At 54.8% G+C, this 23,084-nt stretch carries 27 protein-coding genes and 1 tRNA gene; 16 read left to right on the top strand and 12 right to left on the bottom strand.

Annotated features, from left to right (window positions below; translation table 11 throughout):
• The first annotated feature begins 3 nt into the window (after positions 1-3).
• Positions 4-561 carry a hypothetical protein gene (locus K4305_RS02835; RefSeq protein WP_331560823.1) on the top strand — a complete coding sequence of 186 codons (558 nt, stop codon included), beginning with the start codon at positions 4-6 and terminating at the stop codon, positions 559-561.
• Here K4305_RS02835 and menE read toward each other — a convergent pair.
• The 7 genes from menE to K4305_RS02800 form a co-directional block, all read right to left on the bottom strand.
• Complete coding sequence (gene menE / locus K4305_RS02830) at positions 558-1,991, bottom strand: o-succinylbenzoate--CoA ligase (RefSeq protein ID WP_331560822.1); 1,434 nt, start codon at positions 1,989-1,991, stop codon at positions 558-560. The genes K4305_RS02835 and menE overlap by 4 nt on opposite strands.
• Positions 1,979-3,049 carry an o-succinylbenzoate synthase gene (gene menC / locus K4305_RS02825; RefSeq protein WP_331560821.1) on the bottom strand — a complete coding sequence of 357 codons (1,071 nt, stop codon included), beginning with the start codon at positions 3,047-3,049 and terminating at the stop codon, positions 1,979-1,981. Before menC ends, menE begins: the two co-directional genes overlap by 13 nt.
• Positions 3,046-3,867, bottom strand: a complete 822-nt coding sequence (gene menB, locus K4305_RS02820; RefSeq protein WP_331560820.1) for a 1,4-dihydroxy-2-naphthoyl-CoA synthase — start codon at positions 3,865-3,867, stop codon at positions 3,046-3,048. The genes menC and menB overlap by 4 nt, the downstream gene beginning before the upstream one ends.
• The gene (gene menH / locus K4305_RS02815) at positions 3,864-4,658 is read right to left on the bottom strand and encodes a 2-succinyl-6-hydroxy-2,4-cyclohexadiene-1-carboxylate synthase (protein ID WP_331560819.1); all 795 of its coding nucleotides are present in this window, start codon (positions 4,656-4,658) and stop codon (positions 3,864-3,866) included. The genes menB and menH overlap by 4 nt, the downstream gene beginning before the upstream one ends.
• Positions 4,658-6,412: a 2-succinyl-5-enolpyruvyl-6-hydroxy-3-cyclohexene-1-carboxylic-acid synthase gene (gene menD, locus K4305_RS02810; RefSeq protein WP_331560818.1), complete on the bottom strand. Its 1,755-nt coding sequence runs from the start codon at positions 6,410-6,412 to the stop codon at positions 4,658-4,660. Before menD ends, menH begins: the two co-directional genes overlap by 1 nt.
• Complete coding sequence (locus K4305_RS02805; protein WP_331560817.1) at positions 6,409-7,830, bottom strand: isochorismate synthase; 1,422 nt, start codon at positions 7,828-7,830, stop codon at positions 6,409-6,411. Before K4305_RS02805 ends, menD begins: the two co-directional genes overlap by 4 nt.
• Before the next feature lie 178 nt (positions 7,831-8,008).
• Positions 8,009-8,620 (bottom strand): tetratricopeptide repeat protein, encoded by a 612-nt coding sequence (locus tag K4305_RS02800; RefSeq protein WP_331560816.1) that lies wholly within the window; start codon positions 8,618-8,620, stop codon positions 8,009-8,011.
• 104 nt (positions 8,621-8,724) lie between these two features.
• Here K4305_RS02800 and K4305_RS02795 point away from each other — a divergent pair, with 104 nt between their 5' ends.
• The 3 genes from K4305_RS02795 to K4305_RS02785 are packed head-to-tail and all read left to right on the top strand — an operon-like array spanning position 8,725 to position 10,742.
• Entirely contained in the window at positions 8,725-8,931 is a 207-nt protein-coding gene (locus K4305_RS02795) for a heavy-metal-associated domain-containing protein (protein WP_331560815.1), read from the top strand.
• Between the two features lie 15 nt (positions 8,932-8,946).
• Complete coding sequence (locus tag K4305_RS02790; RefSeq protein ID WP_331560814.1) at positions 8,947-9,696, top strand: NYN domain-containing protein; 750 nt, start codon at positions 8,947-8,949, stop codon at positions 9,694-9,696.
• Positions 9,693-10,742 carry an OmpA family protein gene (locus K4305_RS02785; protein ID WP_331560813.1) on the top strand — a complete coding sequence of 350 codons (1,050 nt, stop codon included), beginning with the start codon at positions 9,693-9,695 and terminating at the stop codon, positions 10,740-10,742. The genes K4305_RS02790 and K4305_RS02785 overlap by 4 nt, the downstream gene beginning before the upstream one ends.
• A gap of 123 nt (positions 10,743-10,865) precedes the next feature.
• Here the strand turns inward: K4305_RS02785 and K4305_RS02780 are convergent.
• A tRNA-Asp gene (locus K4305_RS02780) sits at positions 10,866-10,940 on the bottom strand.
• A gap of 271 nt (positions 10,941-11,211) precedes the next feature.
• Here K4305_RS02780 and K4305_RS02775 point away from each other — a divergent pair.
• From K4305_RS02775 to kdsB, 5 genes are read left to right on the top strand one after another with little or no spacing between them, the layout of a single operon-like run.
• Positions 11,212-12,555, top strand: coding sequence for a citrate synthase (locus K4305_RS02775; RefSeq protein WP_331560812.1), 1,344 nt, complete (start codon positions 11,212-11,214; stop codon positions 12,553-12,555).
• Positions 12,556-12,587: 32 nt separating this feature from the next.
• Positions 12,588-12,872 (top strand): Asp-tRNA(Asn)/Glu-tRNA(Gln) amidotransferase subunit GatC, encoded by a 285-nt coding sequence (gatC, locus tag K4305_RS02770; RefSeq protein ID WP_331560811.1) that lies wholly within the window; start codon positions 12,588-12,590, stop codon positions 12,870-12,872.
• Positions 12,873-12,876: 4 nt separating this feature from the next.
• On the top strand, positions 12,877-13,185 hold the full coding sequence (locus K4305_RS02765; RefSeq protein ID WP_331560810.1) for a DUF167 domain-containing protein: 309 nt from the start codon (positions 12,877-12,879) through the stop codon (positions 13,183-13,185).
• Entirely contained in the window at positions 13,182-13,631 is a 450-nt protein-coding gene (gene dtd, locus K4305_RS02760) for a D-aminoacyl-tRNA deacylase (protein WP_331560809.1), read from the top strand. The genes K4305_RS02765 and dtd overlap by 4 nt, the downstream gene beginning before the upstream one ends.
• Positions 13,631-14,374 (top strand): 3-deoxy-manno-octulosonate cytidylyltransferase, encoded by a 744-nt coding sequence (gene kdsB / locus K4305_RS02755; RefSeq protein ID WP_331560983.1) that lies wholly within the window; start codon positions 13,631-13,633, stop codon positions 14,372-14,374. The genes dtd and kdsB overlap by 1 nt, the downstream gene beginning before the upstream one ends.
• On the opposite strand, the gene xseA is transcribed toward kdsB, so the two are convergent.
• A complete protein-coding gene (gene xseA, locus K4305_RS02750) occupies positions 14,352-15,560 on the bottom strand; it encodes an exodeoxyribonuclease VII large subunit (RefSeq protein ID WP_331560808.1) in 1,209 nt (402 codons plus the stop codon). The two genes, kdsB and xseA, sit on opposite strands and share 23 nt — an antisense overlap.
• Positions 15,561-15,746: 186 nt before the next feature.
• Between xseA and K4305_RS02745 the strand changes: the two genes are divergently transcribed.
• Complete coding sequence (locus K4305_RS02745) at positions 15,747-16,742, top strand: SPOR domain-containing protein (RefSeq protein ID WP_331560807.1); 996 nt, start codon at positions 15,747-15,749, stop codon at positions 16,740-16,742.
• Positions 16,723-17,988: a chlorophyllide a reductase subunit Y gene (gene bchY, locus K4305_RS02740; protein ID WP_331560806.1), complete on the top strand. Its 1,266-nt coding sequence runs from the start codon at positions 16,723-16,725 to the stop codon at positions 17,986-17,988. The genes K4305_RS02745 and bchY overlap by 20 nt, the downstream gene beginning before the upstream one ends.
• Positions 17,989-18,141: 153 nt before the next feature.
• Here bchY and K4305_RS02735 read toward each other — a convergent pair whose 3' ends face one another.
• Positions 18,142-18,567, bottom strand: coding sequence for a COG4315 family predicted lipoprotein (locus K4305_RS02735; RefSeq protein ID WP_331560805.1), 426 nt, complete (start codon positions 18,565-18,567; stop codon positions 18,142-18,144).
• Between the two features lie 142 nt (positions 18,568-18,709).
• Between K4305_RS02735 and K4305_RS02730 the strand changes: the two genes are divergently transcribed.
• The 5 genes from K4305_RS02730 (at position 18,710) to arsB (ending at position 22,006) form a co-directional block, all read left to right on the top strand.
• The gene (locus K4305_RS02730; protein ID WP_331560804.1) at positions 18,710-19,042 is read left to right on the top strand and encodes an ArsR/SmtB family transcription factor; all 333 of its coding nucleotides are present in this window, start codon (positions 18,710-18,712) and stop codon (positions 19,040-19,042) included.
• A gap of 75 nt (positions 19,043-19,117) precedes the next feature.
• Positions 19,118-19,423 carry a thioredoxin family protein gene (locus K4305_RS02725; RefSeq protein WP_331560803.1) on the top strand — a complete coding sequence of 102 codons (306 nt, stop codon included), beginning with the start codon at positions 19,118-19,120 and terminating at the stop codon, positions 19,421-19,423.
• Between the two features lie 25 nt (positions 19,424-19,448).
• On the top strand, positions 19,449-20,492 hold the full coding sequence (locus K4305_RS02720) for a permease (protein ID WP_331560802.1): 1,044 nt from the start codon (positions 19,449-19,451) through the stop codon (positions 20,490-20,492).
• A gap of 25 nt (positions 20,493-20,517) precedes the next feature.
• Entirely contained in the window at positions 20,518-20,949 is a 432-nt protein-coding gene (locus tag K4305_RS02715; RefSeq protein WP_331560801.1) for an arsenate reductase ArsC, read from the top strand.
• A gap of 4 nt (positions 20,950-20,953) precedes the next feature.
• Positions 20,954-22,006, top strand: a complete 1,053-nt coding sequence (arsB, locus tag K4305_RS02710; protein WP_331560800.1) for an ACR3 family arsenite efflux transporter — start codon at positions 20,954-20,956, stop codon at positions 22,004-22,006.
• A gap of 67 nt (positions 22,007-22,073) precedes the next feature.
• Here arsB and K4305_RS02705 read toward each other — a convergent pair whose 3' ends face one another.
• Together K4305_RS02705 and K4305_RS02700 are read right to left on the bottom strand one after the other, a co-directional pair.
• Entirely contained in the window at positions 22,074-22,313 is a 240-nt protein-coding gene (locus K4305_RS02705) for a hypothetical protein (RefSeq protein ID WP_331560799.1), read from the bottom strand.
• Positions 22,314-22,327: 14 nt separating this feature from the next.
• Positions 22,328-22,987, bottom strand: coding sequence for a YkgJ family cysteine cluster protein (locus K4305_RS02700; RefSeq protein WP_331560798.1), 660 nt, complete (start codon positions 22,985-22,987; stop codon positions 22,328-22,330).
• Positions 22,988-23,084 lie beyond the last annotated feature (97 nt).

The raw sequence follows: 23,084 nt of genomic DNA, 5'->3' as shown, positions 1-23,084 counted from the left end.
AAGATGGGTACAGAGTCGGCGTCAGGTTCGTCTTTGCCGTTTTCGGGAAAACTGACAGCCATTGCGATCGGAGCCGTGCTGATCTCCCTGACGAGCACGGTGCCATATCTCACCCTGCTCAATGCGTTTTTCTTTTCCGGCGTTTTTCTTGCTGGTATGGCGGCAATTTATTACGCGGTAATCAATTATCAGGTTCGGCTCTCCTTCAGCGAGGCTTTTCTTCTCGGAAGTTTCAGCGGTCTGGCAGGCGGAATGCTGTCGGAGACCATCAGTTATCTGCTTGTCGTGCTGACGGGGTACCGCCCGGGCACTGAAAGTCTGACGCTGCTGCTTGACTGGGCAAGTGGCATGGCGGCAGGTAAACCTGAGCTGGCAGAGCAGATGCGGGTGCTTGCCGAAATGGAGGCGCTTGCCCTCGCTCCGGTGCAGCTTACTTTTGCCGATCTTCTGACCGGTATGTTTTTAGCCGCGATGTTCTACGCTCCGGTAGCCGGTCTGGGGGGCATTTTCATGGTGTTCAGGCTGAAACGCAAGGCTGCGAAGAGCAGGAAGACGTCCTAACAGGAGCATTCTTTGCCGATCTGCCCGATATACCATTTCCGGTCGATTTTCTGCGATCCCGGAAGCGTCACCCACTGGCAGATCCTTATGTAGCGCACGGGCGTTTTCAGTCTGCCGACGGTTCTGAGCATCGCTTCGGTAATAATGCTGTCCGCGGGTTGTTCCGGCAGCGTTGTTTTAATGAATGCCGCGGGCTTCCAGCCGAATTCCCTGTCAGCGACAGGCACCACGATGGCAGCTTCGATTCCCTCGATCGAGGCAAGCGCACACTCGATATCTTCCGGATGGAGGTTTTCGCCCCCTGAAATGAACATGTTATCCTTGCGACCGAGTACCGAGAGGTTTCCATTCCGGTCAATGGTTCCGTCGTCGCCTGTATGGAACCATCCCTGAGCGTCAACCGGGAGTACCGGTTTGCCTTCGATCAGGTAGCCCTGAAAGAGGCAGGGGCCCTTGACCAGAATTTCCCCGTCATCGGCAATGGAAAGTTCACGGTGGGGAAGGGGCCTGACGCTGGTTTTCCGGTCTGCGCAATACGGCCTGTCAGCCGTTGCGGTCTGGGAGCTCATCTCGGTTGAGCCATACGTAAGATACAGGGGGAGGCCGAGACGAAGACCTTCTTCGAGCAGCGGCAGGGGCGCGGCACTGCCTCCGAGCAGAACGGCTTTGAGCTTTCTGAGCTGCTGCAGTACTGCCGGGTTGCGAAGCAGGCGGTGCAACTGTGTCGGTACGAGCGAGAGGTGGGTTACAGGAAAACGTTCGAGCGATCGTTCAAGCGGTTCATCGGGTTCGGGAACCGCTACAGCGGACCCTGAAGCGAGTGCTCTGAAAAGAACGGCATATCCGCCGACGTGAAATAGAGGCAGCGACAGCAGCGAGCAATCTCCGGGGCCGAGAGGGATGTTGCTGAGGGCTCCGAGAGCGTTGTACCAGTGGTTGCCGAAGCTGTGTGCCGCAGCTTTCGGTTTACCCGAACTGGCCGAGGTGTGGATTATGGTGAGGGTCCGCTCCATGCAGCCGGATGTTGCGATCCTATCAGGGAAGACGTCACCAGGCTTTTCGTTTAAGACCGTATCGACGGATTCGGTTCTGAATGCAAGGTCGTCGGGCTCAATGGACGCCAGAGAGGTCAGAACGAGATCCGGCTGGAGCATTTGCAGGGTCGAGAGCATCTGCTGAAAGGGAAAACGGTAGTTCAGGGGTGCGAATATCATTTCAGCATGGAACAATGCGATGCCGAGGAGTGCGATATCAGGGGAGTTCGGGGCAATCACGGCTACGGTGCTGCCCGGATGCAGCCCTTTTTCAAGAAGCTTTCGTGCGGTGTTCCTTGCCCTGGAGGCATAGTTTCGGAACGAGAGCGTGCCTGTTGCGGAAAAGAGCGCCGGGGAACTGCCGTAGAGCAGCTCGGACCTGCTTACAAGGTCCATATCGAGGTGAGCCTGATACGGCGGAGGGAAACCTCCTGCCCGTTCCTGAAAAGTTTTCGGGGGTCGAGCATGGCATCATCGGGCCAGAACGGCTGCATGAGCAGATCCTGCTTGAGAAAACGGATCGTATCGAGGCCGCATGCCGCAGGTGTTGCGGTGCTGCATGCGGCCATCCAGGCATAGAAGCCGAGACTTATGCCGCTTTCGTAGGCAGAGCTGAATACGCTTCGCAGGCTGCGCCGGCGGGCTTCCGATGCAAGTTCCATCGATCTGCGGATTCCTCCGAGCCGGGCCGGCTTGAGAATGTAGGCATCGAGGCAGAAGTTCGGTGTGCTGCCTGCAAGATCGGGGTTCTGCCAGAGGGTTTCGTCGAGGGCCGAGAGGACACCGGTGCGAGCATGGAATATTTCGATGTCCGCAGGGTTGGCAAGCGGTTCCTCGATATATCGTATGCTTCCTTCGGGCAACAGACTACAGAAGCTGCAAGCCTCTTCAAGCATCATGGACTGGTTCGCGTCGAGCCGCAGTTCAATGTTGTCTCCATGGATTGCGTACAGCGTATTGACGATATCAATAACCTCTCCTGCAGATGCGGGAGTCACTTTCAGCTTGAAAGCCCGATATCCATGACGGTACAGTGCAGTCGCTTTTGCTATTGCGGTATCGTGCCGTGCAGGAAGCAGGGCATTAACCGGTACGGCGTTTGCCGGCTCATGTTCGCTGAGGTCAGGAAATGAGCCTTTTTCGTTGGCGTCATAGCTCAGCATGGCCATTTCCATGCCTGTTCTGACAGAGGGCAGAAGCGGTCCGGCAAGCGCCTTGCCGAAATCGGCCCGATACATGGTCAGCATCTCTATCGCTTGCTGTTCAGCAGCCTGAATCGGCTCCGTATGCAGTCCTGTCAGGGGAGCGATTTCCCCGTACCCGGTGACCGTCAGGTCGCTGTTTTTCAGTGCGAGCACCAGACCTTCCCGTTGCAGCAGCCGACGTCCTCTGACGGTTACCGGCTCACTGAAGGGAATCGTATAGTGGTAGAGATGTGCGTATGCTGCGTTCATGGTCGTTTCGGGAATTTCGAGAAGTCCGGTTTCCGCTTTTCCACGAATGCGTTTTTGCCTTCCTGGGCCTCTTCGCTCATGTAATAGAGCAGGGTTGCGTTGCCGGCGAGTTCCTGCAGACCTGCCTGGCCGTCGCAGTCGGCGTTGAGTGCGGATTTCAGGCAGCGGATTGCAAGCGGCGAGTTGGCCAGGATTTCGCGGCACCACTGCACGGTCTCTTCTTCGAGGCGGTCAAGAGGCACGACCGTGTTGACCAGACCCATGGCAAGGGCTTCTTCGGCATTGTACTGACGGCAGAGGAACCATATTTCGCGGGCTTTTTTCTGGCCGACCAGGCGAGCCATGTAGCTTGCGCCCCATCCTCCGTCGAATGATCCGACTTTCGGCCCGGTCTGACCGAATATGGCGTTTTTCGCAGCGATGGTAAGATCGCAGAGCATATGCAGAACATGGCCTCCTCCGATTGCATAGCCTGCCACCATGGCGATGACCGGTTTGGGGCAGGTGCGGATGTCGCGCTGGAAATCGAGCACGTTCAGCCGGTTAACCCCCTTTGCGTCTGCATAGCCGGCGTAGCCCCGGATTTTCTGGTCGCCTCCCGAGCAGAATGCCAGATCGCCGGCGCCGGTCAGGATAACTACGCCGATCTCCTGATCGTTGCGTGCGTCCGAGAGCGCTTCGATCATCTCTTCTACGGTCTGGGGCCTGAACGCATTGCGCACATCGGGACGGTTGATGGTGATTTTTGCTATTCCTTCGGCTTTATGGTAGAGAATATCGGTAAAGTCGCCCGCAGGCATCCATTGTACAGTGCTCATAACGATAGTTTTCCGGTTGACGATAACAGCAGGCGGTCGATAAACAGTGCGCGATTTTCGACGTGCAGGGTATGACCGCACTGTGGAAAGATTTCAAGATTGAAGCAAAAACTCAAATTAACCATTTGATGCCCAATCTCCACATATTTGCGGTCTTTTTCCCCTGCAAAAAAGGCCAGCGGGATCCTGCCGGAGCCGAGTTCCCCCCAGAGCGATGGCTGGCTTCCCGTTCCGAGCGTACGGAGGGCCGCGGCAAGCTGGTCCGGCCGGTTGCGTTTTCTTGCTTCGAACAGTTCCGGGAAAGAGGGATGGCATCTGAGCGTCGAGAAGAGCGGCAGGTCGTACCAGTCCGTGAGGAATGATTCGAAATCCGTTTCGATGGCCGATGCGAGCAGGGCGTCGCTATCTCTTCTGGCCTTTCTTTCCGTTTCTGTTTTCAGGCCGGGTGATGCCGAGATGATGACTGCATGTCTGAACAGGCTGGGGTAGCGAAGGGCAAGATAGAGCGCGATGCGTCCTCCCATCGAGTAACCGGCAAGATATGATGGCGACTGCTGCCTGCTTTCGATTTCACCGGCGAGGAGCTCCATCTGGTTTTCGAACGGCATGGTTGATGCCGGAGTCTTGCCGTGTCCGGGAAGATCGGGAAGAATGCAGTAGTAGGTGCTGTCGATCGATTCTGCAACCGGCAGCCAGTCGAGAGATGAGCCGAGAAACCCGTGAATGAGAATCATGCCGGGGTTTCCGGCAGATCCGCGGGTGCTTATATGGTAGTCAGAAGTGCCGGCCATCAAAGCGTTTCAGGTGATGCCGCGACAAGGGATGTTATGTCTGACTGAAGCGAGCGGTGCAGCTTCATGTTTTCTGTCCGGTTGCTTTGCAGTTCGACAATGCGGCTTGTTTGATTTTGCTGCGGATCGAGCAGAGCCTTTCTGAAAGCTTCGTTCGTGTCAGGAAGAGAGTGATCGATACCGAATGCGGCCGCAGCTTGCCGTATGCTGTAGTTCTGCGGCGTTGCGAAATGCGTTTCGAAGATATCGGTTTCCGATGCAATCGGAAGAAACGAAAAAATGCCGCCGCCGTTGTTGTTCGTTACCACGATTCTCAACGGCATTTGCAGCGACTGCAGGAGAGAGAGCGCGTTGAGGTCGTGCAGGAAGGCTATGTCGCCGATAAGAAGGGTTACCGGGCGCCGAAGTCCGTATGCGTATCCTGCAGCGGTGGAGATGATTCCGTCGATGCCGCTGGCCCCCCGGTTCATGCCAACCATTACGAGCGGTGAGGCGGTATTTGCGGCGAACATATCCATGTCCCTGACGGGCATGCTGTTGGAAAGAAAAAGACCTTCTTCTTCAGTCAGTATCGAGGAGACGATACGCGCGGCCGAAATTTCCGTTACAGGCAATTCCGGTTGGCATAACGCGTCTATGGATGCCGATGCTTTCATGAAAAAGGTATCTGTAAACGGCAACCTGCTTGGGGCGAACGGGGCTCGGCAATTTGCGAGCGACTCGGCGATAAGCGAGGCTGAAGCTTCTATGCCGAGCGTGACGTTGTGGTCGGGACCGTAACGGTTCGCATGGGGTTTGACGATAACATGGTTTGCAGGATTCCACTGCCTGATGGCGGCTGCTGGCTGGCGGCCGATCAATGGCCCTCCGAAATGTATGACGGTGTCGGGTCGGAACCGTTCCGAAAACAGCGCCGACTGAAAAGCGAGCTGCAGCGGGGGGAATGATCGGCTGAATCGAAGACCCGAAGCGAGATCCGCATACAGCGGAACGTTCAGTTTACGGGCAAGATTTCCGACGGCAGCGGCATCTTCCCTGTTATGGAGCCGACCCGCAATGAAGAATGGCTGACGCGATCGCGACAGGATATGCTCCAGCTCAGGGACGTTGGCCTGCCTTGAAAGGCTCGATAGGCATTCATCGCGCCTGAGAGGTTCGTGACCGTCTATCCACGAGGCAACAGGCGCGAGCCACGGGTCGTGCATGTCGGGCATGACCGGTTCGAAGGGCTCCCTGAAAGGGACGTTCAGATGCACCGGTCCCGGCAGTGAACCTGTCGCCTTCGATACTGCATGATCGATCGCCGTGATCACCGAGCGTAACGGTATGTCGGCGGATGGTTCGGGAAGCTGGAAGTTCCAACGGCTGTAGCTGCCGAACATGCCGAATTGACGGATGGTCTGGTTTGCGCCGGTTTCAAGCAGTTCGAAAGGCCTGTCGGCCGAGAGGATAAGCAGCGGCTGGCAGTCCATCGATGCTTCGACCACGGCCGGGTAATAATTTGCAACCGCCGTGCCGGAGGTGCATATAAGTACCGCCGGTTTTCCGGTCGCCCGTCCATAGCCGAGGCCGAAAAAACCGGCTGAACGTTCGTCGGGAAATATTTTCCATAATGCTTGCGGATGCCGTGCGGCTGCGACAGTCAACGGAGTCGATCGCGAGCCCGGCGAGATGCAGAAGAATGCCGCTCCGAGCCGGACAAGTTCATCGATGACGATCCGGCTCCACAGCGAGGTTATCTCCCTGTTGTTCATGCGCGCTGTCTGGTAATTGCCATGAGATCGCCGATTTTCTCTTCGATTTCCCTCCACTCGAGATCCGGATTCGAGCCCCGGACAAGGCCGGCTCCGGAGTAAAGGCTGGTCGTCCCTTTGTTGACCAGCGCCGAGCGGATACCGACGGCGAATTCCGCACCGTTACGGCTGATCCAGCCGACAGGCGCGGCGTACCATCCCCGGCAGAAGGGCTCGAGCTCCGTGATCCGGGTTATTGCGGCTTCTTTCGGGACGCCTCCTACTGCCGGCGTGGGGTGGAGCAGCGAGAGAACGGTGCTGTCTCTGCTGAATTCCGGTTTTAGTACTGCCGTACAACGTGAGTAGAGGTGGGCAAGGCGGTTCAGTTGCAGCACCCGCAGGTTTTCCTCCATTTCGATCGAGCTGGATACCGGCTGCAGTTCGCGGTAAATGGTGTCCTTGACGAACGCGTGCTCCCGTATGTCTTTCTCGGAACTGAGCAGCATCTCGGAAGCCATGGAGTCACTGCCGTTGATGGTTTCTTTCATGCATGTGCCGGCAAGCGCTTCCGTCAGGATCGTCTGTCCGTCTCGCCGGTAGAGCCTCTCAGGAGTGAAACTTATGAATGCGATATCCTTTTCGGGCTCGAAGGCGAACCTGTAAGTGGTGTTCTGCGGATAGGGATAGTTGATAAGGAAGAGCAGGGGCGAAAAGGAAGTTTCGAATTCCAGTACCGTTCGCCTTGCGAGCATGATTTTCTGCATGATGCCCGAATCGAACAGTTCAAGCGCTTTGTTGCACCGATCCGTCCACATCTCCCTGTCCGGAATGCAGGTGACTTTTTTCAGCGCGGGCAGCGTATCCTTCCTGTCGGGTTTTGTTTCTGCAATAACAGAGTCGAGGGCAGAGAGGAGATCGCCGGCTTTATGCACGTCATCCTCTCCGGTTCCTATCCAGAGGTGAGCGCTCAGCATGCAGGAGCCATCTTCGACGGTCAGTTGAACCAGCGGCAGCACGAAGGAGAAAGATGGAAACGAATTCCACGTTTCGTCCTGTATCTCAAGGTTGTTGAAACGGAATCCTCCGATATACCGGGCAGAATGGTTTTTTTTCGAGAGTTTTCCGATGAGCAGTTCGAAGCTGTCGGAATTCCGTCCGGGCTCGTCGTACAAAATGCTGTCCGCAGCACCGATTCCCGCGAGCGTATGGCTCTTTTCCCGGTTTTTCCAGAAAGTTCTGGGGAAAAGCGTCTGGGATTGCAGCCACAGCAGAGGATCCGTCTGCTGAATCGGCTGAATGAACGTATAGAGTCCCTGTGCGAGAGGTCGCGGGGTTGTCCGCATAAACTCTTCAAGCGTATGCCGGAGAGAGGCAACCGCCATTGTTACGGGCAGAGGATCCTTATCGGAGACGATGATGTTGTTCTGCTGTTCACACATAAGCATTACGTGCCGTTATACTGCGCTCTGAACGGATTTCCGTACCGGAACTCACTGGTGAAGCACCGGAAAACCGCCAGCCCGTCTGCTTTCAAACAGGTGCAGGATCCTGTGTGCCTGCAGGTATGTCAGGCAACAGTCAGACGGAATGCCATCCTTCGGCCGGTGATAACCGGAGTTACTTCCCTGCGGAGTCAGTTCTGTCGACATGGTTTTTCAGAGAGACGGCAAGATAATTGTTTTTCCTGACAAGCACTTCATAAATTTCTTTCGCTTCGGCACTCCTGCCGGTACGCGCATAACAGACTCCGAGATTGTAATATGCTTCGTTGAAGGATACGCTGTTGGCTATGGCCCGTTTGTAGGCGGCAATGGCTTCGGGGTATCTCTTCATCTGCATGAAGGCATTGCCGAGATCGTAATTTCTGAGCGAATCGTCCGGTGCCTGTTCCTGGTGTTTTTTAAAATAACCCAGAGCTTCGCTGTAGTTCCCCTGGTTGAAGCTTGCCGCTCCGAGAGCGGGCATGAGGTTCTCGAGGGCCGGATCGAGTTCGAGCGCTTTGCGGTAGGCCTCCTCAGCTTTGCGGTACTCCTGGTTCCGGGCGTGAGCATTGCCGAGACGGAACCACGAGGAAGCGTCGCCGGATTGTTTCCATGCCTCGCGCTGCAATGACTCTATCTCCCTTGACTGCGGATCTCCGCAGGCGGATACGACCGCAAGCGAGGCGATAATCGCGAGCAGGGTGAGCGGTTTTGCTGTTTTCCGGAAATGTTTTGGTATATGAATCATAGAAAATTAATATAATTACTCTTGCAGTCATCTGCCAATCCCTCATTGAACGCCTGCGGATGGCCAATCATTTCCAGGAATTCATATTGTTGTCATTATCTGTCATGAAAAAAGAATTCACGGTTTCCGGAATGCGTTGCACCGGATGTGAAACCCTCCTGAAGGAAGCGCTTCAGGAGCTCGAAGGAGTCAATGCAGTCAGCGTGTCTCATGCCGGGGGGAGCGTCGCAGTCGAGTATGATCCCGAGCTGATCAGTCCGGAAGCCATTGTCGCGGTGATAGGCGAGCAGGGATTCAGGGTGGTTTCATAAAAACGGGGAACTTGCATGGCATGTGAAAAATCAGGGAGGCTTGCTGTTCTTATCGACGCAGATAATACCCAGCCTTCGATCATCGAGGGAATCCTCTCGGAAATTGCCCAGTACGGTACGGCAAGCGTGCGCAGGATATACGGAGACTGGACCTCAACAGCCCTTAAAAGCTGGAAAGAGCTGCTTCTGCAGCATTCGATTCAGCCGATTCAGCAGTTCGGCTATACCAAAGGCAAAAATGCTACCGACAGCGCCATGATCATAGATGCCATGGATTTGCTCTATACCGGAAAATTCGATGGTTTCTGCATCGTTTCAAGCGACAGCGACTTTACCAAACTCGCATCGCGTCTACGGGAGTCGGGGTTGACCGTCTACGGTTTCGGCGAGAAAAAAACCCCATCGCCTTTTGTGTCGGCATGCGACAAGTTCATCTATACCGAACTGCTGCGCGCAAAGATCAACGACAACGAAGTAATCATCAGAAAAACCGCCGCAGAACTGAAAATGGACAGCAAACTGGTTCGGTTGCTTCGTAATGCGGTAGAGTCTTCTTCCGACGAGAGCGGTTGGGCGCACCTGGCGACGCTTGGCGCTACCATCGCAAAACAGCTGCCGGAATTCGATCCTCGCAACTACGGATACGGCAAGCTCGGAGAGCTGATCCGGGCGACGACGCTTTTCGAGGTGAACGAACGTGTGATCGGGGAAGGGCCATCAAAAGCAGTCTACGTAAAGGATAAACGCAAAAAAAACGAACCATGAAACACTCTCGTTCACATTCGTTGTCCGCATTCGGACGGATCGGCAGGGTGCTGCTGCTTCTGCCGCTCATTGTTTTTTTCTGCTCGGCGAATGATCTTTCAGCTGCGGATCTTCCCGGATCGAAGGACAATCCGCAGTTGAAGCGATTTGCCGGTTCGGAGATTGTCGGCTATCAGGTCAAGAATTTCGACGAGTACGAACTGCAGACATCGACTTTCATGCGCTACAGTTTTAATACCAGAAAGCGGGAGTTTGCAAAACCGCCGCTGAAGCCTGAAGGCAAGCTGACCAGAATATGGTACGAAGCCGCGGGCGATACGGGATCGCTTGAGGTTTACAGGAACTATCTCAATGAATTGCGTTCAAAAGGATTCGTCATTCTCTATGACTCCAGAAAAGACCCTGCCGCGACAAAATGGACGAATTATCTGGCTCCTTTCGGTGATCTGAAGCCCCGGACCAGTCGGAGTCATTACATATTTTTTGCGGCAGATAAGGAGGGGATCTGTGTTGCGAGCGCAAAAAAAAGTCGACCCGAAGGCGATGTCTACGTTTATCTGACGGTTGTGGAATGGGGCGAGAACAGGGAGGTTTATAAGGCGAAACGGGGCGCCTATGCTGCGGTGGACATTATAGAGACCCGTCCCATGCAGCAGAAGATGGTAACGGTCAGTGCCGACCAGATGTCGCAGTCCATCGCATCTACCGGCAGGGTTTCGCTCTATGGCATCTACTTCGATACCAACCGTTCGGAGATCAAGCCGGCCTCGAAACCCGCTCTTGCCGAGATCGCAAAACTGCTGAAAAAACAGCCGACCCTGAACCTGCATGTTGTCGGGCATACCGACAATGTCGGGGGTTATGCGTTCAATATGGTCCTTTCGAAACGCAGGGCCGATGCCGTTGTCGGCGCGCTTCAGAATGAATTCGGTATTCCGGCCTCCAGGCTGACCGCCAACGGCGTGGGCAATCTTGCTCCCGTAGCGTCGAATACGACAGAAGCAGGCAGAGCGAAAAACCGTCGAGTCGAACTGGTTCCCAGATAGGGCGGCAAACGGGTGATGCTGTTTTCAGATTGAATATCGGAGGATGAAACGGTGTTGTCAGCAGTGGCGATACCGTTTCAGGCGGAAATGCAAAAAGCCCTGTATTCCAGGGCTCTTTATCTGCGGAGCTGACGGGGCTCGAACCCGCGACCTCCTGCGTGACAGGCAGGCGCTCTAACCAAACTGAGCTACAGCTCCTTCAGTGAGTTGTAAATGTAGATAACAGGATCTTTTTATCCAAAAAATATTTTTTGTCCTGTTCGAAAAGTTTCGGCAAGTCTTCCGTTTCTTTCGCCATGTACCGGAACAATGGCAGTTTCTCTTCGGTGCCGTCACGATTGTTATATTCCCGGCAGTAGGGATGATTATCGAATTTCGTACATTTATATATTCCGGTTTCTGTCATCTTTCCGGAAAGCCCGGCCAGTCCCGTTCACCGAGATTTTTTAATCCTTAACCCATAATTTTTATGACGGTTACAGAGCCCAGCAACTCCCTGACCATCGTGGATAACCGGACAGGCCGCTCATATGAGATTCCTGTTGAAAACGGTTCGATCAATACCATGGATCTGCGCAACATAAAGACTTCCGAAGAGGATTTCGGACTTCTGGGCTACGATCCGGGATATCTGAATACGGCTTCATGCAAAAGCCGTATCACCTATATCGACGGAGATAAAGGAATATTGCGCTACCGCGGATATCCGATCGAGCAGCTTGCCGAAAAAAGCACTTTTCTTGAAACAGCCTATCTGCTCATCAAGGGAGAACTTCCCGACAAGGAACGGCTTGCGGTATGGACGTATAACATCCGGAATCACACCATGACCCACAACAACATCGTGAAGTTCATGGACGGATTTCGTTACGATGCCCATCCTATGGGTATCCTTGTCGGTACCGTTGGAGCTCTTTCGACCTTCTACCGCGACGCGAAGGATATCCGGAGCGAGGATTCCCGGAAATTGCAGGTCCGTCGTCTTATCGGCAAGATACCGACCCTGGCGGCCATGTCGTTCAGGCACAGCATGGGATTTCCCTACGTGCTGCCGGATAATGAGCTCAGTTATGCCGGCAACTTTCTCTCCATGATGTTCAAAATGACGGAGCTGCGCTATAAACCGAATCCGGTGCTTGAACGGGCTCTCGATGTTCTTTTCATTCTGCATGCCGACCATGAACAGAACTGTTCAACAAGCTCCCTTCGGGCAGTCGCAAGTTCCGGCGTCGATCCTTTTTCAGCAATTGCTGCGGGGTGCGCGGCGCTCTACGGCCCGTTGCACGGAGGAGCCAATGAAGCGGTTATCCGCATGCTCATGAAAATCGGCTCGATCGACAAGATTCCTGAATTCATCAAATCGGTCAAGGATGGCGAAGGACGTCTGATGGGATTCGGTCACAGGGTCTACAAGAATTATGATCCGAGGGCGAAAATTATCAAGGATATCGCTTTCCAGGTTTTCGAGGAAACCGGACGCAATCCTTTACTCGACATGGCGCTGGAACTCGAGCGTATTGCACTGGAAGACGATTACTTCGTCAGCCGCAAACTCTATCCCAACGTCGATTTTTATTCCGGCCTCATCTACCAGGCCATGGGATTCCCCATGGACATGTTTCCGGTGCTGTTCGCTATCGGAAGGGTTCCCGGATGGCTGGCGCAGTGGATCGAGCATGTCAAGGATCCTGAACAGAAGATCGCGCGTCCCAGGCAGATCTATCTTGGCGAGGATGAGCGGACGTTCGTTCCCATGGAAGATCGTCCGAAGAACAGGCTCGATGAACAGAAAGCGGGAATTTGCAGACTCTGAATTTTTTTCGGTTACAAACAATAATTTTTCATATGTCCGTTACACGAGATGATGTCGCCTATATAGCCGGTCTTGCACGGTTGAGTTTTTCAGATGAAGAGATGGCGACCATGACCATCGAGATGAACAGTATTCTGCATTACGTGGAAAAACTCAACGAAATCGATACGGAGGGCGTCCAGCCGCTAAGCAGCATCCATGACCAGGCAAACGTGCTGCGGGAGGATGTTGCCGAAGGTTCGATTGCAACCGGGCTCGCCCTTCAGAATGCTCCCGACCGGCAGGACCGTTTTTTCAAGGTTCCGAAAGTGCTCTGAACGGGTGGCGGAACTCGAACTGCATGAAAAGGAGGGCAGCGTTCTGCTGCAGGTGCGGGCGCAACCCCGTTCGTCGCGCAGCCGGCTTTGCGGCGAGTATGGCGGAAGCCTCAAGGTTGCTCTCAAGGCAGCTCCTGTAGACGATGCCGCAAACCGCGAGTGCTGTGTCCTGCTCGGTAAAGTGTTCGGCGTGCCCGCTTCGCGGCTCAGCGTGATTGCAGGCAGGAGTTCGCGGAACAAGACCGTCAGGATCGAGGGGCTCGGGGCCGCAGATGCTGCAAGGATTCTCGGCGAAGAGCTGGCTCGGGTATGAGGGCGGTCGTGCAGCGGGTGGTTTCGGCTTCGGTCAGTGCCGGAGGCGGACGTTGTGCCGGGATCGGACCTGGTCTGCTGGCGCTTGTCGGAGTCGCACCGGGGGACGGAATGGCGGAAGCTGAATGGATGAGCCGTAAGCTTGTTCAACTGAGAATTTTTGACGATGCCCGGGGCCGGATGAATCTTTCGGTATCCGATACCGGGGGAGATATGCTCATCATATCGCAGTTTACCCTTTACGGTGATGCAAGCCGGGGGAATCGCCCCGGATTTTCCGGCGCAGCCGGATTTGACGAAGCCCGTCCGGTGTTCGATACGGTTCTTCGTCTCTCTGCAGAGCATCTGGGCAGGCCGGTCGCAAGCGGCTGGTATGGCGAAGCGATGCAGGTTTCCCTTGTGAACGATGGTCCGGTAACACTGATACTCGACATTCCTCAACGATGATGCGTGCCGTAATTCTCATTCCAGCAAGGCTCGAATCGAGCCGGCTCCAGAAGAAAATGCTTGCCGATCTCTGCGGCGAGCCGCTGATCGTGCGCACCTGGCGCCAGGCGATGCGCTCGAAACTTGCTTCGAGGGTTGTCGTTGCAACCGACAGTTCCGAAATTGCCGGTGCGCTGCAGGCTTATGGCGCGGAGGTGGCGATGACGTCGCCTGAGGCTCGCTGCGGAAGTGAGCGGATAGCCGAAGCCGCCCTTGACATCGATGCCGATGTATTTCTGAACCTGCAGGGTGACGAACCGCTTATCGATCCGCAGAATATCGATCTGTGTCTTCAGCCGTTTCTTGGTCCCGATCCGCCCGACTGCTCGACGCTGGTCTATCCCATGCTCTCTGAAGACTATCGGCAGATCGAGGACCCCAATGTCGTCAAGGTGGTTCTGGATATCAACGGCAATGCGCTCTATTTTTCACGGAGTCCCATTCCTTTTCAGCGTGAAGTCTATGCTTCGACCAGATTTTACCGTCACATCGGACTCTATGCATTCACTTCCGACGTTCTGCAGCGTTATGCCGGGCTTCCGCCTTCGATGCTCGAGGCTGCCGAATCGCTCGAGCAGTTGCGGCTGCTCGAGAACGGTTTCAGGATTGCGTGCGTCGAGACAACGGTAGACCATCCCGGCGTCAATACCCAGGCGGACCTTGAACTGGTTCGCAGGATGATCAGCGAACAGATGTTGCGCTGACTGTTGCCGCTATGCTTCCGTCATGAAAGACAAGTTCGGTTTCGTCGGCAGCTTTCAGTTCCGATGAACGGGTAATGAAACGTCCCTCTTTTTTCACCAGAGAGTATCCTCTTTCGAGCGTTTTCCGGTAGTCGAGCAGGGCAAGGTGCTGGTTTGCCGAGGCAAATGCCGTGGCTTTTTCTGTCCATTTCATCCTTATGGATCGCGTGAGCAGTTCGGGGTTCTCTTCAAGCTTCGCGGCAAGCTGCTGCAGCTGGAAAATCGGTCGGTTGAATGCGTAGCTGTTTATGAGCGAGTCAGTTTCCATCTGCGCTCCATCGAGCTTCGAAAGCAGGGCCGTGCTTAGACGCGACTGGAGGTTTTCTACGGCTTTCAGGAGATCAAGCCTGTCGGGAACTGCGAGTTCGGCGGCAATTGAGGGCGTTCCCGCACGGAGGTCGGCTACCATGTCCGCAATGGTGATGTCGGTTTCGTGTCCGATGGCGCTGATGACGGGAACCGATGACCGGTAGATGGCCTCGGCAACGATCTCCTCGTTGAATGCCTGCAGGTCTTCCATGGAACCGCCGCCCCGGGCGACGATCAGCAGATCCGGCTTGTGCCGGGGATCTGCCGGATTGTTGAAATAGTCGATACCTTTACGGACATCCAAAGCCGCATCCGCACCCTGTACTTTTACCGGATAGAGCAGTAAGCGTACGGCCGGGAATCGGCGTTCGATCACATTCCCCATGTCTTCGATCACGGCGCCCGTAGGGGAGGTGACAATGCCGATGGTTTGCGGTATCTGTGGTATCTTTCTTTTCCTTTCAGGGCTGAAATAGCCGGCTTTGGCGAGTTTCTGCAGGAGCCGGGCAAAGGCCTGCTGCAGCAGGCCCTCTCCGGCCTGGGTAATGGAGGTGCAGATGAGCTGATACCGTCCCGCCGGCGGGTATACTTCGAGCCGCCCTTCGGCGATGACTTCCATACCGTCCCGCAGATCGATGCCGAGCCGGATTCCGGTGTTTTTCCAGATCACGGCGGGAATCTGGGCCTGTTCATCCTTGAGCGTCAGGTAGCTGTGCCCGGAACTGTGCCGCTTGAAATTGGATATTTCACCCCTGACCCGCACCAGGGGAAAGAGGCTTTCAAGTCCGGTTTTGATCTGCATGGTCAGTTCTGTGACCGATAGCGCACTGGTGCTCATTGGGAAGTGTTATGTTTTGAATGCCGTTTTCCATAAATAAGAAAAAACCGACTAAAAACAGGACGTTCCGGGAAATCCGGAAAGCGGCGGGGCTTTGCTCCGGATGTGATTTACGGGCGGGATGTGGTATATTGGCAAATCAGAGCACTATTCGGATTCCGCAAGCAACAGCGTGCCTTATCCTCTATGACACTCCGTAACAGAAACGATAGTTCAGCGTCCTGCGACCTGCGATCTCCGGAACCGGAGGCGCATTATCTGTCTGCCCTGTCGGGGGCCATGGCGGCGGAACTGATCGAGAAAAAAATGGTCGGAGTTTCCGGGCTCGGTGTGTTCAGCGTTCGTCACTATCCTGCAGAGCGCCGTTCGGAGAAAGAAGGTGATGTCTATCATCCGCCGGCGAACAGGATCATGTTCGAACAACGTCCGGTTTCTCCGGATGAATTTGCCGATATGCTCTCCCGGCGCATGCATCTTGATGCTTCCGAAGCCAGGCGCCTCTCGGAAGATTTTCCTGCATTATTTGCCCGAAGCATGCAGGAGGACGAAGAGTGCCGGTTTCCCGGATTCGGCAGGGTATACGCCCGACACAATGCCCTTGCATTCGAAGCCGATCAGTCGCTCGCCGGGATACTCAACAGCGAGTACGGGAACCTGGACTCTATCGCACTGTCGGCTGCCGAGCTTGAGATCGTCAGCTCCCGGCCGATGAAGGCCGTTTTATTGCCTGTTATCGGGCTCATGCTTGTCGCTCTTGCGTATCTGTTTCTCTTCTACCCCGGGGTCAGGCACCCGAAAGCGGGTACATCCGAACAGGCATCGGTGATTTCCCGGTCATTACAACCGGATCCTGAACTCCGGCATGAGGATTCAACTGCAGGCGTGCCGCTTCGAGGGCAGGTCTTGCTCGAAGAGGGAGAGTATTCGGTCGTTCTGGGCACTTTCAGAAAAAAAGAGACGGCGGAACGGGAAGTCCGCTCCGTCAGTCTGCCGGAAACCGTGTTCTTTGTCTGGCCGGTTATCGGTAAAGGAAAACAATATTACCGGCTTGCGGCCGGAAGATTCACAAGTTTCGGCGCGGCAAAGGCGTGGATGGATTCCACAGGCCTCGGGCGTTCCGGCAAGGCATATGTCCAACAAGCTAAGAGGAGGGTAGTACTGCATGGAGAAGAAGGGTTGTAACAATCTGCATCCGCAGTCAATGTGCCCGGCATTCGGCGGGTTGCGGGTGCTGATGCGGATCGACGGTGTACAGGTATGTCTCGTTGCCGATCAGGGGTGCGCGTACGGACTGACCTTCGTTTCGCATTTTTATGCGGCCCGCAAGTCGATCGTTACGCCGGAACTGATGAATGTGCAGATATCCGGCGGAACAATGATCGACGATGTCCGCAGGACGATCGGAGAGATCGCCCTCGATCCTTCGGTAAAATTCATTCCGGTCGTCAGCACCTGCGTTGCAGAAACTGCCGGTATCGCCGAGGAACTGCTGCCCTCGAAAGCGGGCAATGCCGAAGTGCTTCTGGTGCGGCTTCCCGCGTTCCAGTTGCGGACACACCCGGAGGCGAAGGACGTTACGGTTGCGACCCTGCTGAAGCGGTTCGCGCGGGTAAGCGGTGAAAGAAGAAAAAAATCGTTGGTGATACTCGGCGAAATATTTCCGGTCGATGCCATGACTATCGGCAGTGTTCTGCAGAAAATCGGAGTCGAGTCGGTTATTCCCCTGCCGGGAACATCGCTCGAGGACTACGCCGATGCAGGTTGCGTCGAAGCCTGTGCCGTGCTTCATCCATTCTACGAACGGACGGCACAGTTTTTCGAGGAAAACGGAGCGAAAATCGTCAGAGGCAATCCTATCGGCGCTAACGGAACCGGCGAGTGGATTCGGCGCGTCGGGGAGGCGCTCGATCTCGACCGGGAGCTGGTTGCAGAAGTCGCCGATGAGGAGCGCCGTAAAGTCCGTGAGGCGATGTCGCGTTTCGGAGCTCTTGAGGGAAGCGTCATCGTTGCCGGCTACGAAGGCAACGAATTGCCTGTCGTGCGGCTGCTGCTCGAAGCCGGACTCGACGTGCCCTACGCCTCCACCTCCATAGCTCGCATGCCGCTTGGCGAAGAAGATCACAAGGTGCTCACCGCTCTGGGCACGGAAATCCGCTACCGAAAATATCTCGAGGAGGATATGGATGCCGTGATGCGCTACAAACCAGATCTGGTGATCGGAACCACCTCGCTCGACAGTTTTGCAAAAGAGCAGGGCATACCTGCAATCTACTACACCAACAACATCTCGGCCCGCCCACTCTTTTTCGCTGCCGGCGCAGCTACGGTGCTCGGCATGATAAGCGGACTGCTTGCCCGCAAGGAGGTGTTCCGCTCGATGAAAGAGTATTTCACGACGCAGGCAGGGGATTCGAGTACTGAGTTCTGAGCGGGGAATGGGGAATAGAAGGTGGAGTGGCCCACATTGACCAGGCAAAAAAAGGTCAAGTTTAAGGGGTCAATGAGTAGTGGGGAGTGCTGAATGAGAGGGTGTTATGCCGGGGGCTGGATAGTTGTGTCTCCGCCCCCGGCCTGATGTTTTTTATTTCGGCGGGAAGTTGTCCGGATTTACTACGAACCAGACATTGTTCACGCCCTGTCCTCCGGTATCGCCGGCTTTTTTATCGCCTGCCCAGTAGTAGAGCGGATATCCCCTGAAGGTCAGCTGTTTTTTTCCGTCGTTTCGAAGGATGGAAGCGAAATCGGAACCGTTCATGCTTTTCGGAATACGAAAAACATCACGGTAATATACCGGCCACTTTTCTTCACATGGTCCGGCGCAGGTGCTTGTTCCCGGAGAGTCTTTGGTAAACCAGTAGAGCGTCATGCCGTCTTCGTCGGCAAGATAGTTGCCGGTTCCGGTTTTATGTTCGACGGCAAGTTCCGCTTTCGGGCATTTCGCATCCGCAGAGGCCGAAACGGCAGTCAGCAGCACCGCAGTGAGGATGAGATAAAGATTTATTTTCATGGACGTATATTTTTCATTAGTCAGTAATTGAAAAATCAACAATCGGTTATATGCGTTTGTTCCTGAAAGAGCAGAGAGGTAAAAAAATTTTTCGCTCTCAATTATTAATCGTATATTTGCGATGAACTAACTCTGGAACTCAATGCAAAGAACGTTATCCGATGTAACCTATAGCGACGATGAGCAGGCTCTTGCCGGTATGGCCAAGGCGCTCAGTCATCCGGTACGGGTAAAAATTCTCAGGCTGCTTGCAGGAGAGAGTTGCTGTTTTACCGGCGAGTTGACGGAGGTGATACCGATGGCTCAATCGACTATTTCGCAGCATCTCAAGGCGCTGCTTGACTCGGGTCTGATTCAGGGGGAGATCGATCCGCCGAAAGTGAAATATTGTATCAACCGGCAGAATTGGGAACGCGCGGAGCGGCTTTTCGGGTTTTTTTTTTCAGAGGGATGCAAGGAAAGATGTAATTGCTGAACAAAAGTCGGTGAGTGTTGCTGTGTTTTTTATAAGTATCGTTTATTTGCGATAAACTATTAACAAGGGGAGATCATGAAACAGGTGAAGATTCTCGGTACGGGTTGTGCGAAGTGCAATCAGCTTGCCGATGCCGTCAAGGCGGTTATCGCTTCGGAAGGCATTGATGCTGAGGTGGAAAAAGTGGAGGATATCCAGAAGATCATGGCCTACAACGTACTTTCGACTCCCGCGCTTGTCGTCGATGGGGAAGTGCGCTCGAAGGGTCGTGTGCCGGAGTTCGACGAGCTGAAGAAACTGCTTGCAGATCCGGTAAAAAAGGGCGGATGCTGTTGCGGCTCCCAGTCCGGCAGTTCGAACGGCGCGGGTCGCTGCTGCTGAGTGATTTTCCGTCAAGCGAGTGAATATGAATCAGTCTGAACAGACCACATCCAGTCTTAAGGCTGCGGCCATGACTGTTGCGGCTGCGGTTGCCTGGATAGCCCTCTACGGCAACCTCGAACCGCTTGCCGATCTGATGCTGGCAATAGCGGGGATCAGCAGAGCTACGCATTTCGGTGAAGCCCTGCACTTTTTCATTTACGAAGTGCCAAAGGTTCTGCTGCTGCTTACGGCAGTGGTGTTCGTGATGGGAGTGGTGCACACGTTCGTTTCTCCTGAGCGCACGAGGGCGTTGCTCTCGGGACGCAGAATCGGGACGGGCAACGCTCTGGCGGCTCTGCTTGGTATGGTGACTCCGTTTTGCTCCTGCTCCGCCGTTCCTCTTTTTATCGGTTTCCTGCAGGCGGGCGTTCCGCTCGGGGTGACCTTCTCATTCCTCATTGCGGCGCCGATGGTCGACGGGGTCGCCCTCTTTCTGCTGCTCGGCACGTTCGGATGGCAGATCGCTCTTGCCTATGTGCTGCTCGGTTTCCTTATCGCAGTCGTTTCCGGTCTGGTGATTGAGCGCCTGCGTATGGAAGGGGATCTGGAGGAATGGGTGCAGAAGCTGCAGAAGGGAGATGCTTCGGCCCATGATGACAGAGCCGTTTTCACCTTCAGTGACCGTTTCAGGGAGGGCCTCGCATCGGTCCGTTCGATCGTCGGGAAGGTCTGGCTCTTCATTGTTCTCGGCGTAGGCCTGGGATCCGGTATACATGGTTATGTTCCCGAGGAGTTCATGGTGTCGATCATGGGGAAGGATGCCTGGTGGTCGGTTCCCGCTGCCGTGGCGCTGGGCGTGCCCATGTATACGAACATCGTCGGCGTGCTGCCCGTAGCTGAAGCGCTTATCGGCAAGGGAGCGGCCATCGGCACGGTCATGGCCTTCATGATGAGCGTTATCGCCCTTTCGGCGCCCGAGATGATCATTCTTCGCAAAGTGCTCAAGCCCCGCCTGATCGCCGTGTTTGCCGGCATCGTGGCTTCGGGCATCGTCGTCGTCGGTTTTGTTTTCAACCTTATCCTGTAACCTTAATCTTAATCTGTCAGAAGCAATGTCATCGTCATCGATTCTCATTCTCTGTACGGGAAACTCCTGCCGTAGCCAGATGGCCGAGGGGTTCCTGCGTTCGTTCGATCCGGAACTCGAGGTCTTTTCTGCAGGCACGAAGCCGGCCGAAAAGGTGCACCCGCTTGCTGTAGCGGTGATGCGGGAAGCGGGGATCGACATTGGCGGCCACAGGCCGAAAAGCGTCGAGGAATTCACTTCGAGGCCGTTCGACCGGGTCGTGACGGTCTGTTCCGGAGCAATGGAGAGCTGTCCCGTCTTTACCGGAGAGGTCAGGCATCGGGTGCATATCGGGTTCGATGATCCTGCTGAAGCCGAAGGGAGCCGCGAAGAGGTGCTTGCCGTCTTCCGTCGGGTACGCGACGAGATCCGCGATGGGTTCAGGAGTTTCTATAACGATATGCAGTCGGGAGGGTAAGAGCATGGGCATGTCAGTTAAACAGCTATCCTTTCTCGATCGCTATCTCACGCTCTGGATCTTTCTTGCCATGGGTATTGGCGTGCTTTCCGGCTGGCTCATTCCCGGCATGGCGGTGTTCTGGAACTCCTTTCAGTCAGGTACCACCAATATTCCCATCGCCATAGGGCTTATCGTCATGATGTATCCGCCGCTGGCCAAGGTGAAATACGAGGAGCTTGGCGACGTGTTCCGCAACACGAGAGTGCTTGGCCTTTCGCTCGTGCAGAACTGGGTGATCGGGCCGGTGCTCATGTTCGTGCTCGCCGTTCTTTTTCTTGCCGATATGCCGCACTACATGGCCGGTCTTATTCTCATAGGTCTTGCCCGCTGCATCGCCATGGTGATCGTCTGGAACGAGCTTGCAAAAGGCGACACGGAGTACGCAGCGGGTCTCGTGGCTTTCAACTCGGTCTTCCAGGTGCTGTTCTTTTCCGTTTACGCCTGGGTTTTCCTCACGGTGCTGCCCGGCTGGATCGGCCTTTCGTCGTTCAGGGTCGATATCACCATCGCCGAAATCGCTTCGTCGGTCTTCATCTATCTCGGTATACCTTTCATTGCGGGTTTTCTTACCCGGTTTTTCATGCTTCGCTTAAAAGGCAGGGAGTGGTACGAAAGCGTTTTCGTGCCGCGTATAAGTCCCATGACACTCGTCGCGCTGCTTTTCACCATCGTGGTGATGTTCTCGCTCAAGGGCGAGTATATCGTGAAAATTCCGATGGATGTGGTGCGCATCGCCATACCGCTGCTCTGCTACTTCGTCATCATGTTTCTCGTCTCCTTTTATATGGGACGAAAGGTCGGAGCGGATTATTCGAAAACTGCCACGCTTTCCTTTACTGCGGCGAGCAATAACTTCGAGCTTGCCATTGCCGTAGCCGTGGCGGTGTTCGGTATCGATTCGGGAGAGGCATTCGCTGCCGTCATCGGCCCGCTGGTCGAGGTTCCGGCGCTTATCGGTCTGGTGAACGTTTCCCTCTGGTTCAGGGAAAAGTGGTTCGGCGACTCCGCTGCATGAGCAGGCGATGATCATGGCAGCAGAGGATTCTGCTCCTTCTGCTGCCATGATCTGCGAGACAGGGCTCTTACCTGGTATTCGTCCATTTGATCTGATTGGAGACCTTGCCCTGGTTTGAAACCGGTGTCTGCGTTTGTGTTTCAACTTTTCCCTGGGTGGATATTTTTACCTGATTGGATTTTTTCAGGGAATCAACCGGGTTCTGAACCACCGCTGCTTCGGTTGTGACAGGTGCGACGCCGAGAGATGTTCCGAGAACGGTTGCGGCAGCAGCAAGTGCAAGGGCTTTTTTTGTGTGTTTGTTCATGATGTTCCCTCCTTTTATGTTGGTTTGATCCATTGTTCCAGCGCCTCGATGTGCAGGTGCATGTTTTCGCTTACTGTTTGGGGCTTTTCGAGACGGTTCAGCCGGCAGTATTCCGTTACGACGGCATCCATATCCATCCAGTTTTCCGGAGTGACAGCTTCTTCGATCGAGCCCTCAACCAGTTCGCTTTCTTCCTGGCTTTCAAGCGCGCCAATCAACTTCCAGAGCAGGTTGAGATAGATGTTCGCTGCCTGCATGTATGGCAGGGCATCCTGTCCGGCGAGGTATTCTGAAATCGTACCTTCAATACCGTAAGTGCCCCTGCAGGAGGGTTCCGGTTCAAGCTCCGAAAACCATTCCTCGCCTTTTTCGCCGACATGCCGGGCGAGCGGGTAGAGGCGACAGACAAGCGGACGGTCGCTATGCACCGTGCAGCCTTCCGGTCCGAGAAACGTGCAGGATCCTCTGTCGGTGAATTTCAGGAACGAACCGTTTTCTGCGGTAAAGCGTTCTATGAACTCCGTTGTCGGAATGCCCAGCCGATCTGCAATGCGTGCGATTTCATAGGGATTGACCTGTATTTTCTTGTTGGTGCAGCAATGCCGACAACGGTTACAGGTGAAGCCGAACAGGGAGCTTCGCAGAAGGCCGGTCCTGCGTATCGGAATGGTCATGGCAAGAGGATGTTGCGGTCGGTTTCATGTCGATCATATACAATATCGAACCTTGTTATTAAGTTCTTGGTTGAAACCATTTATCAATGGCCAGGGG

Source organism: Chlorobium sp., assembly GCF_036528655.1.
Taxonomy (GTDB): Bacteria; Bacteroidota; Chlorobiia; order Chlorobiales; family Chlorobiaceae; genus Chlorobium.
The sequence above is the reverse complement of the archived record's forward strand: the minus strand, read 5'-3'. Positions and strand labels throughout refer to the sequence as shown.

Bases quoted from the DNA above. Each gene is read 5' to 3' on its own strand.
- K4305_RS02785 (WP_331560813.1), top strand. From the start codon at position 9,693: ATGAAACACTCTCGTTCACATTCGTTGTCCGCATTCGGACGGATCGGC.
- K4305_RS02720 (WP_331560802.1), top strand. From the start codon at position 19,449: ATGAATCAGTCTGAACAGACCACATCCAGTCTTAAGGCTGCGGCCATG.
- bchY (WP_331560806.1), top strand. From the start codon at position 16,723: ATGGAGAAGAAGGGTTGTAACAATCTGCATCCGCAGTCAATGTGCCCG.
- menC (WP_331560821.1), bottom strand. From the start codon at position 3,049: ATGAACGCAGCATACGCACATCTCTACCACTATACGATTCCCTTCAGT.
- K4305_RS02735 (WP_331560805.1), bottom strand. From the start codon at position 18,567: ATGAAAATAAATCTTTATCTCATCCTCACTGCGGTGCTGCTGACTGCC.
- K4305_RS02795 (WP_331560815.1), top strand. From the start codon at position 8,725: ATGAAAAAAGAATTCACGGTTTCCGGAATGCGTTGCACCGGATGTGAA.
- menE (WP_331560822.1), bottom strand. From the start codon at position 1,991: ATGGACCTTGTAAGCAGGTCCGAGCTGCTCTACGGCAGTTCCCCGGCG.
- gatC (WP_331560811.1), top strand. From the start codon at position 12,588: ATGTCCGTTACACGAGATGATGTCGCCTATATAGCCGGTCTTGCACGG.
- K4305_RS02745 (WP_331560807.1), top strand. From the start codon at position 15,747: ATGACACTCCGTAACAGAAACGATAGTTCAGCGTCCTGCGACCTGCGA.
- K4305_RS02730 (WP_331560804.1), top strand. From the start codon at position 18,710: ATGCAAAGAACGTTATCCGATGTAACCTATAGCGACGATGAGCAGGCT.
- K4305_RS02775 (WP_331560812.1), top strand. From the start codon at position 11,212: ATGACGGTTACAGAGCCCAGCAACTCCCTGACCATCGTGGATAACCGG.
- K4305_RS02805 (WP_331560817.1), bottom strand. From the start codon at position 7,830: ATGTGTGAACAGCAGAACAACATCATCGTCTCCGATAAGGATCCTCTG.
- menD (WP_331560818.1), bottom strand. From the start codon at position 6,412: ATGAACAACAGGGAGATAACCTCGCTGTGGAGCCGGATCGTCATCGAT.
- menH (WP_331560819.1), bottom strand. From the start codon at position 4,658: ATGGCCGGCACTTCTGACTACCATATAAGCACCCGCGGATCTGCCGGA.
- menB (WP_331560820.1), bottom strand. From the start codon at position 3,867: ATGAGCACTGTACAATGGATGCCTGCGGGCGACTTTACCGATATTCTC.
- K4305_RS02800 (WP_331560816.1), bottom strand. From the start codon at position 8,620: ATGATTCATATACCAAAACATTTCCGGAAAACAGCAAAACCGCTCACC.
- kdsB (WP_331560983.1), top strand. From the start codon at position 13,631: ATGCGTGCCGTAATTCTCATTCCAGCAAGGCTCGAATCGAGCCGGCTC.
- xseA (WP_331560808.1), bottom strand. From the start codon at position 15,560: ATGAGCACCAGTGCGCTATCGGTCACAGAACTGACCATGCAGATCAAA.
- K4305_RS02835 (WP_331560823.1), top strand. From the start codon at position 4: ATGGGTACAGAGTCGGCGTCAGGTTCGTCTTTGCCGTTTTCGGGAAAA.
- arsB (WP_331560800.1), top strand. From the start codon at position 20,954: ATGGGCATGTCAGTTAAACAGCTATCCTTTCTCGATCGCTATCTCACG.
- K4305_RS02715 (WP_331560801.1), top strand. From the start codon at position 20,518: ATGTCATCGTCATCGATTCTCATTCTCTGTACGGGAAACTCCTGCCGT.
- K4305_RS02700 (WP_331560798.1), bottom strand. From the start codon at position 22,987: ATGACCATTCCGATACGCAGGACCGGCCTTCTGCGAAGCTCCCTGTTC.
- K4305_RS02725 (WP_331560803.1), top strand. From the start codon at position 19,118: ATGAAACAGGTGAAGATTCTCGGTACGGGTTGTGCGAAGTGCAATCAG.
- dtd (WP_331560809.1), top strand. From the start codon at position 13,182: ATGAGGGCGGTCGTGCAGCGGGTGGTTTCGGCTTCGGTCAGTGCCGGA.
- K4305_RS02790 (WP_331560814.1), top strand. From the start codon at position 8,947: ATGGCATGTGAAAAATCAGGGAGGCTTGCTGTTCTTATCGACGCAGAT.
- K4305_RS02705 (WP_331560799.1), bottom strand. From the start codon at position 22,313: ATGAACAAACACACAAAAAAAGCCCTTGCACTTGCTGCTGCCGCAACC.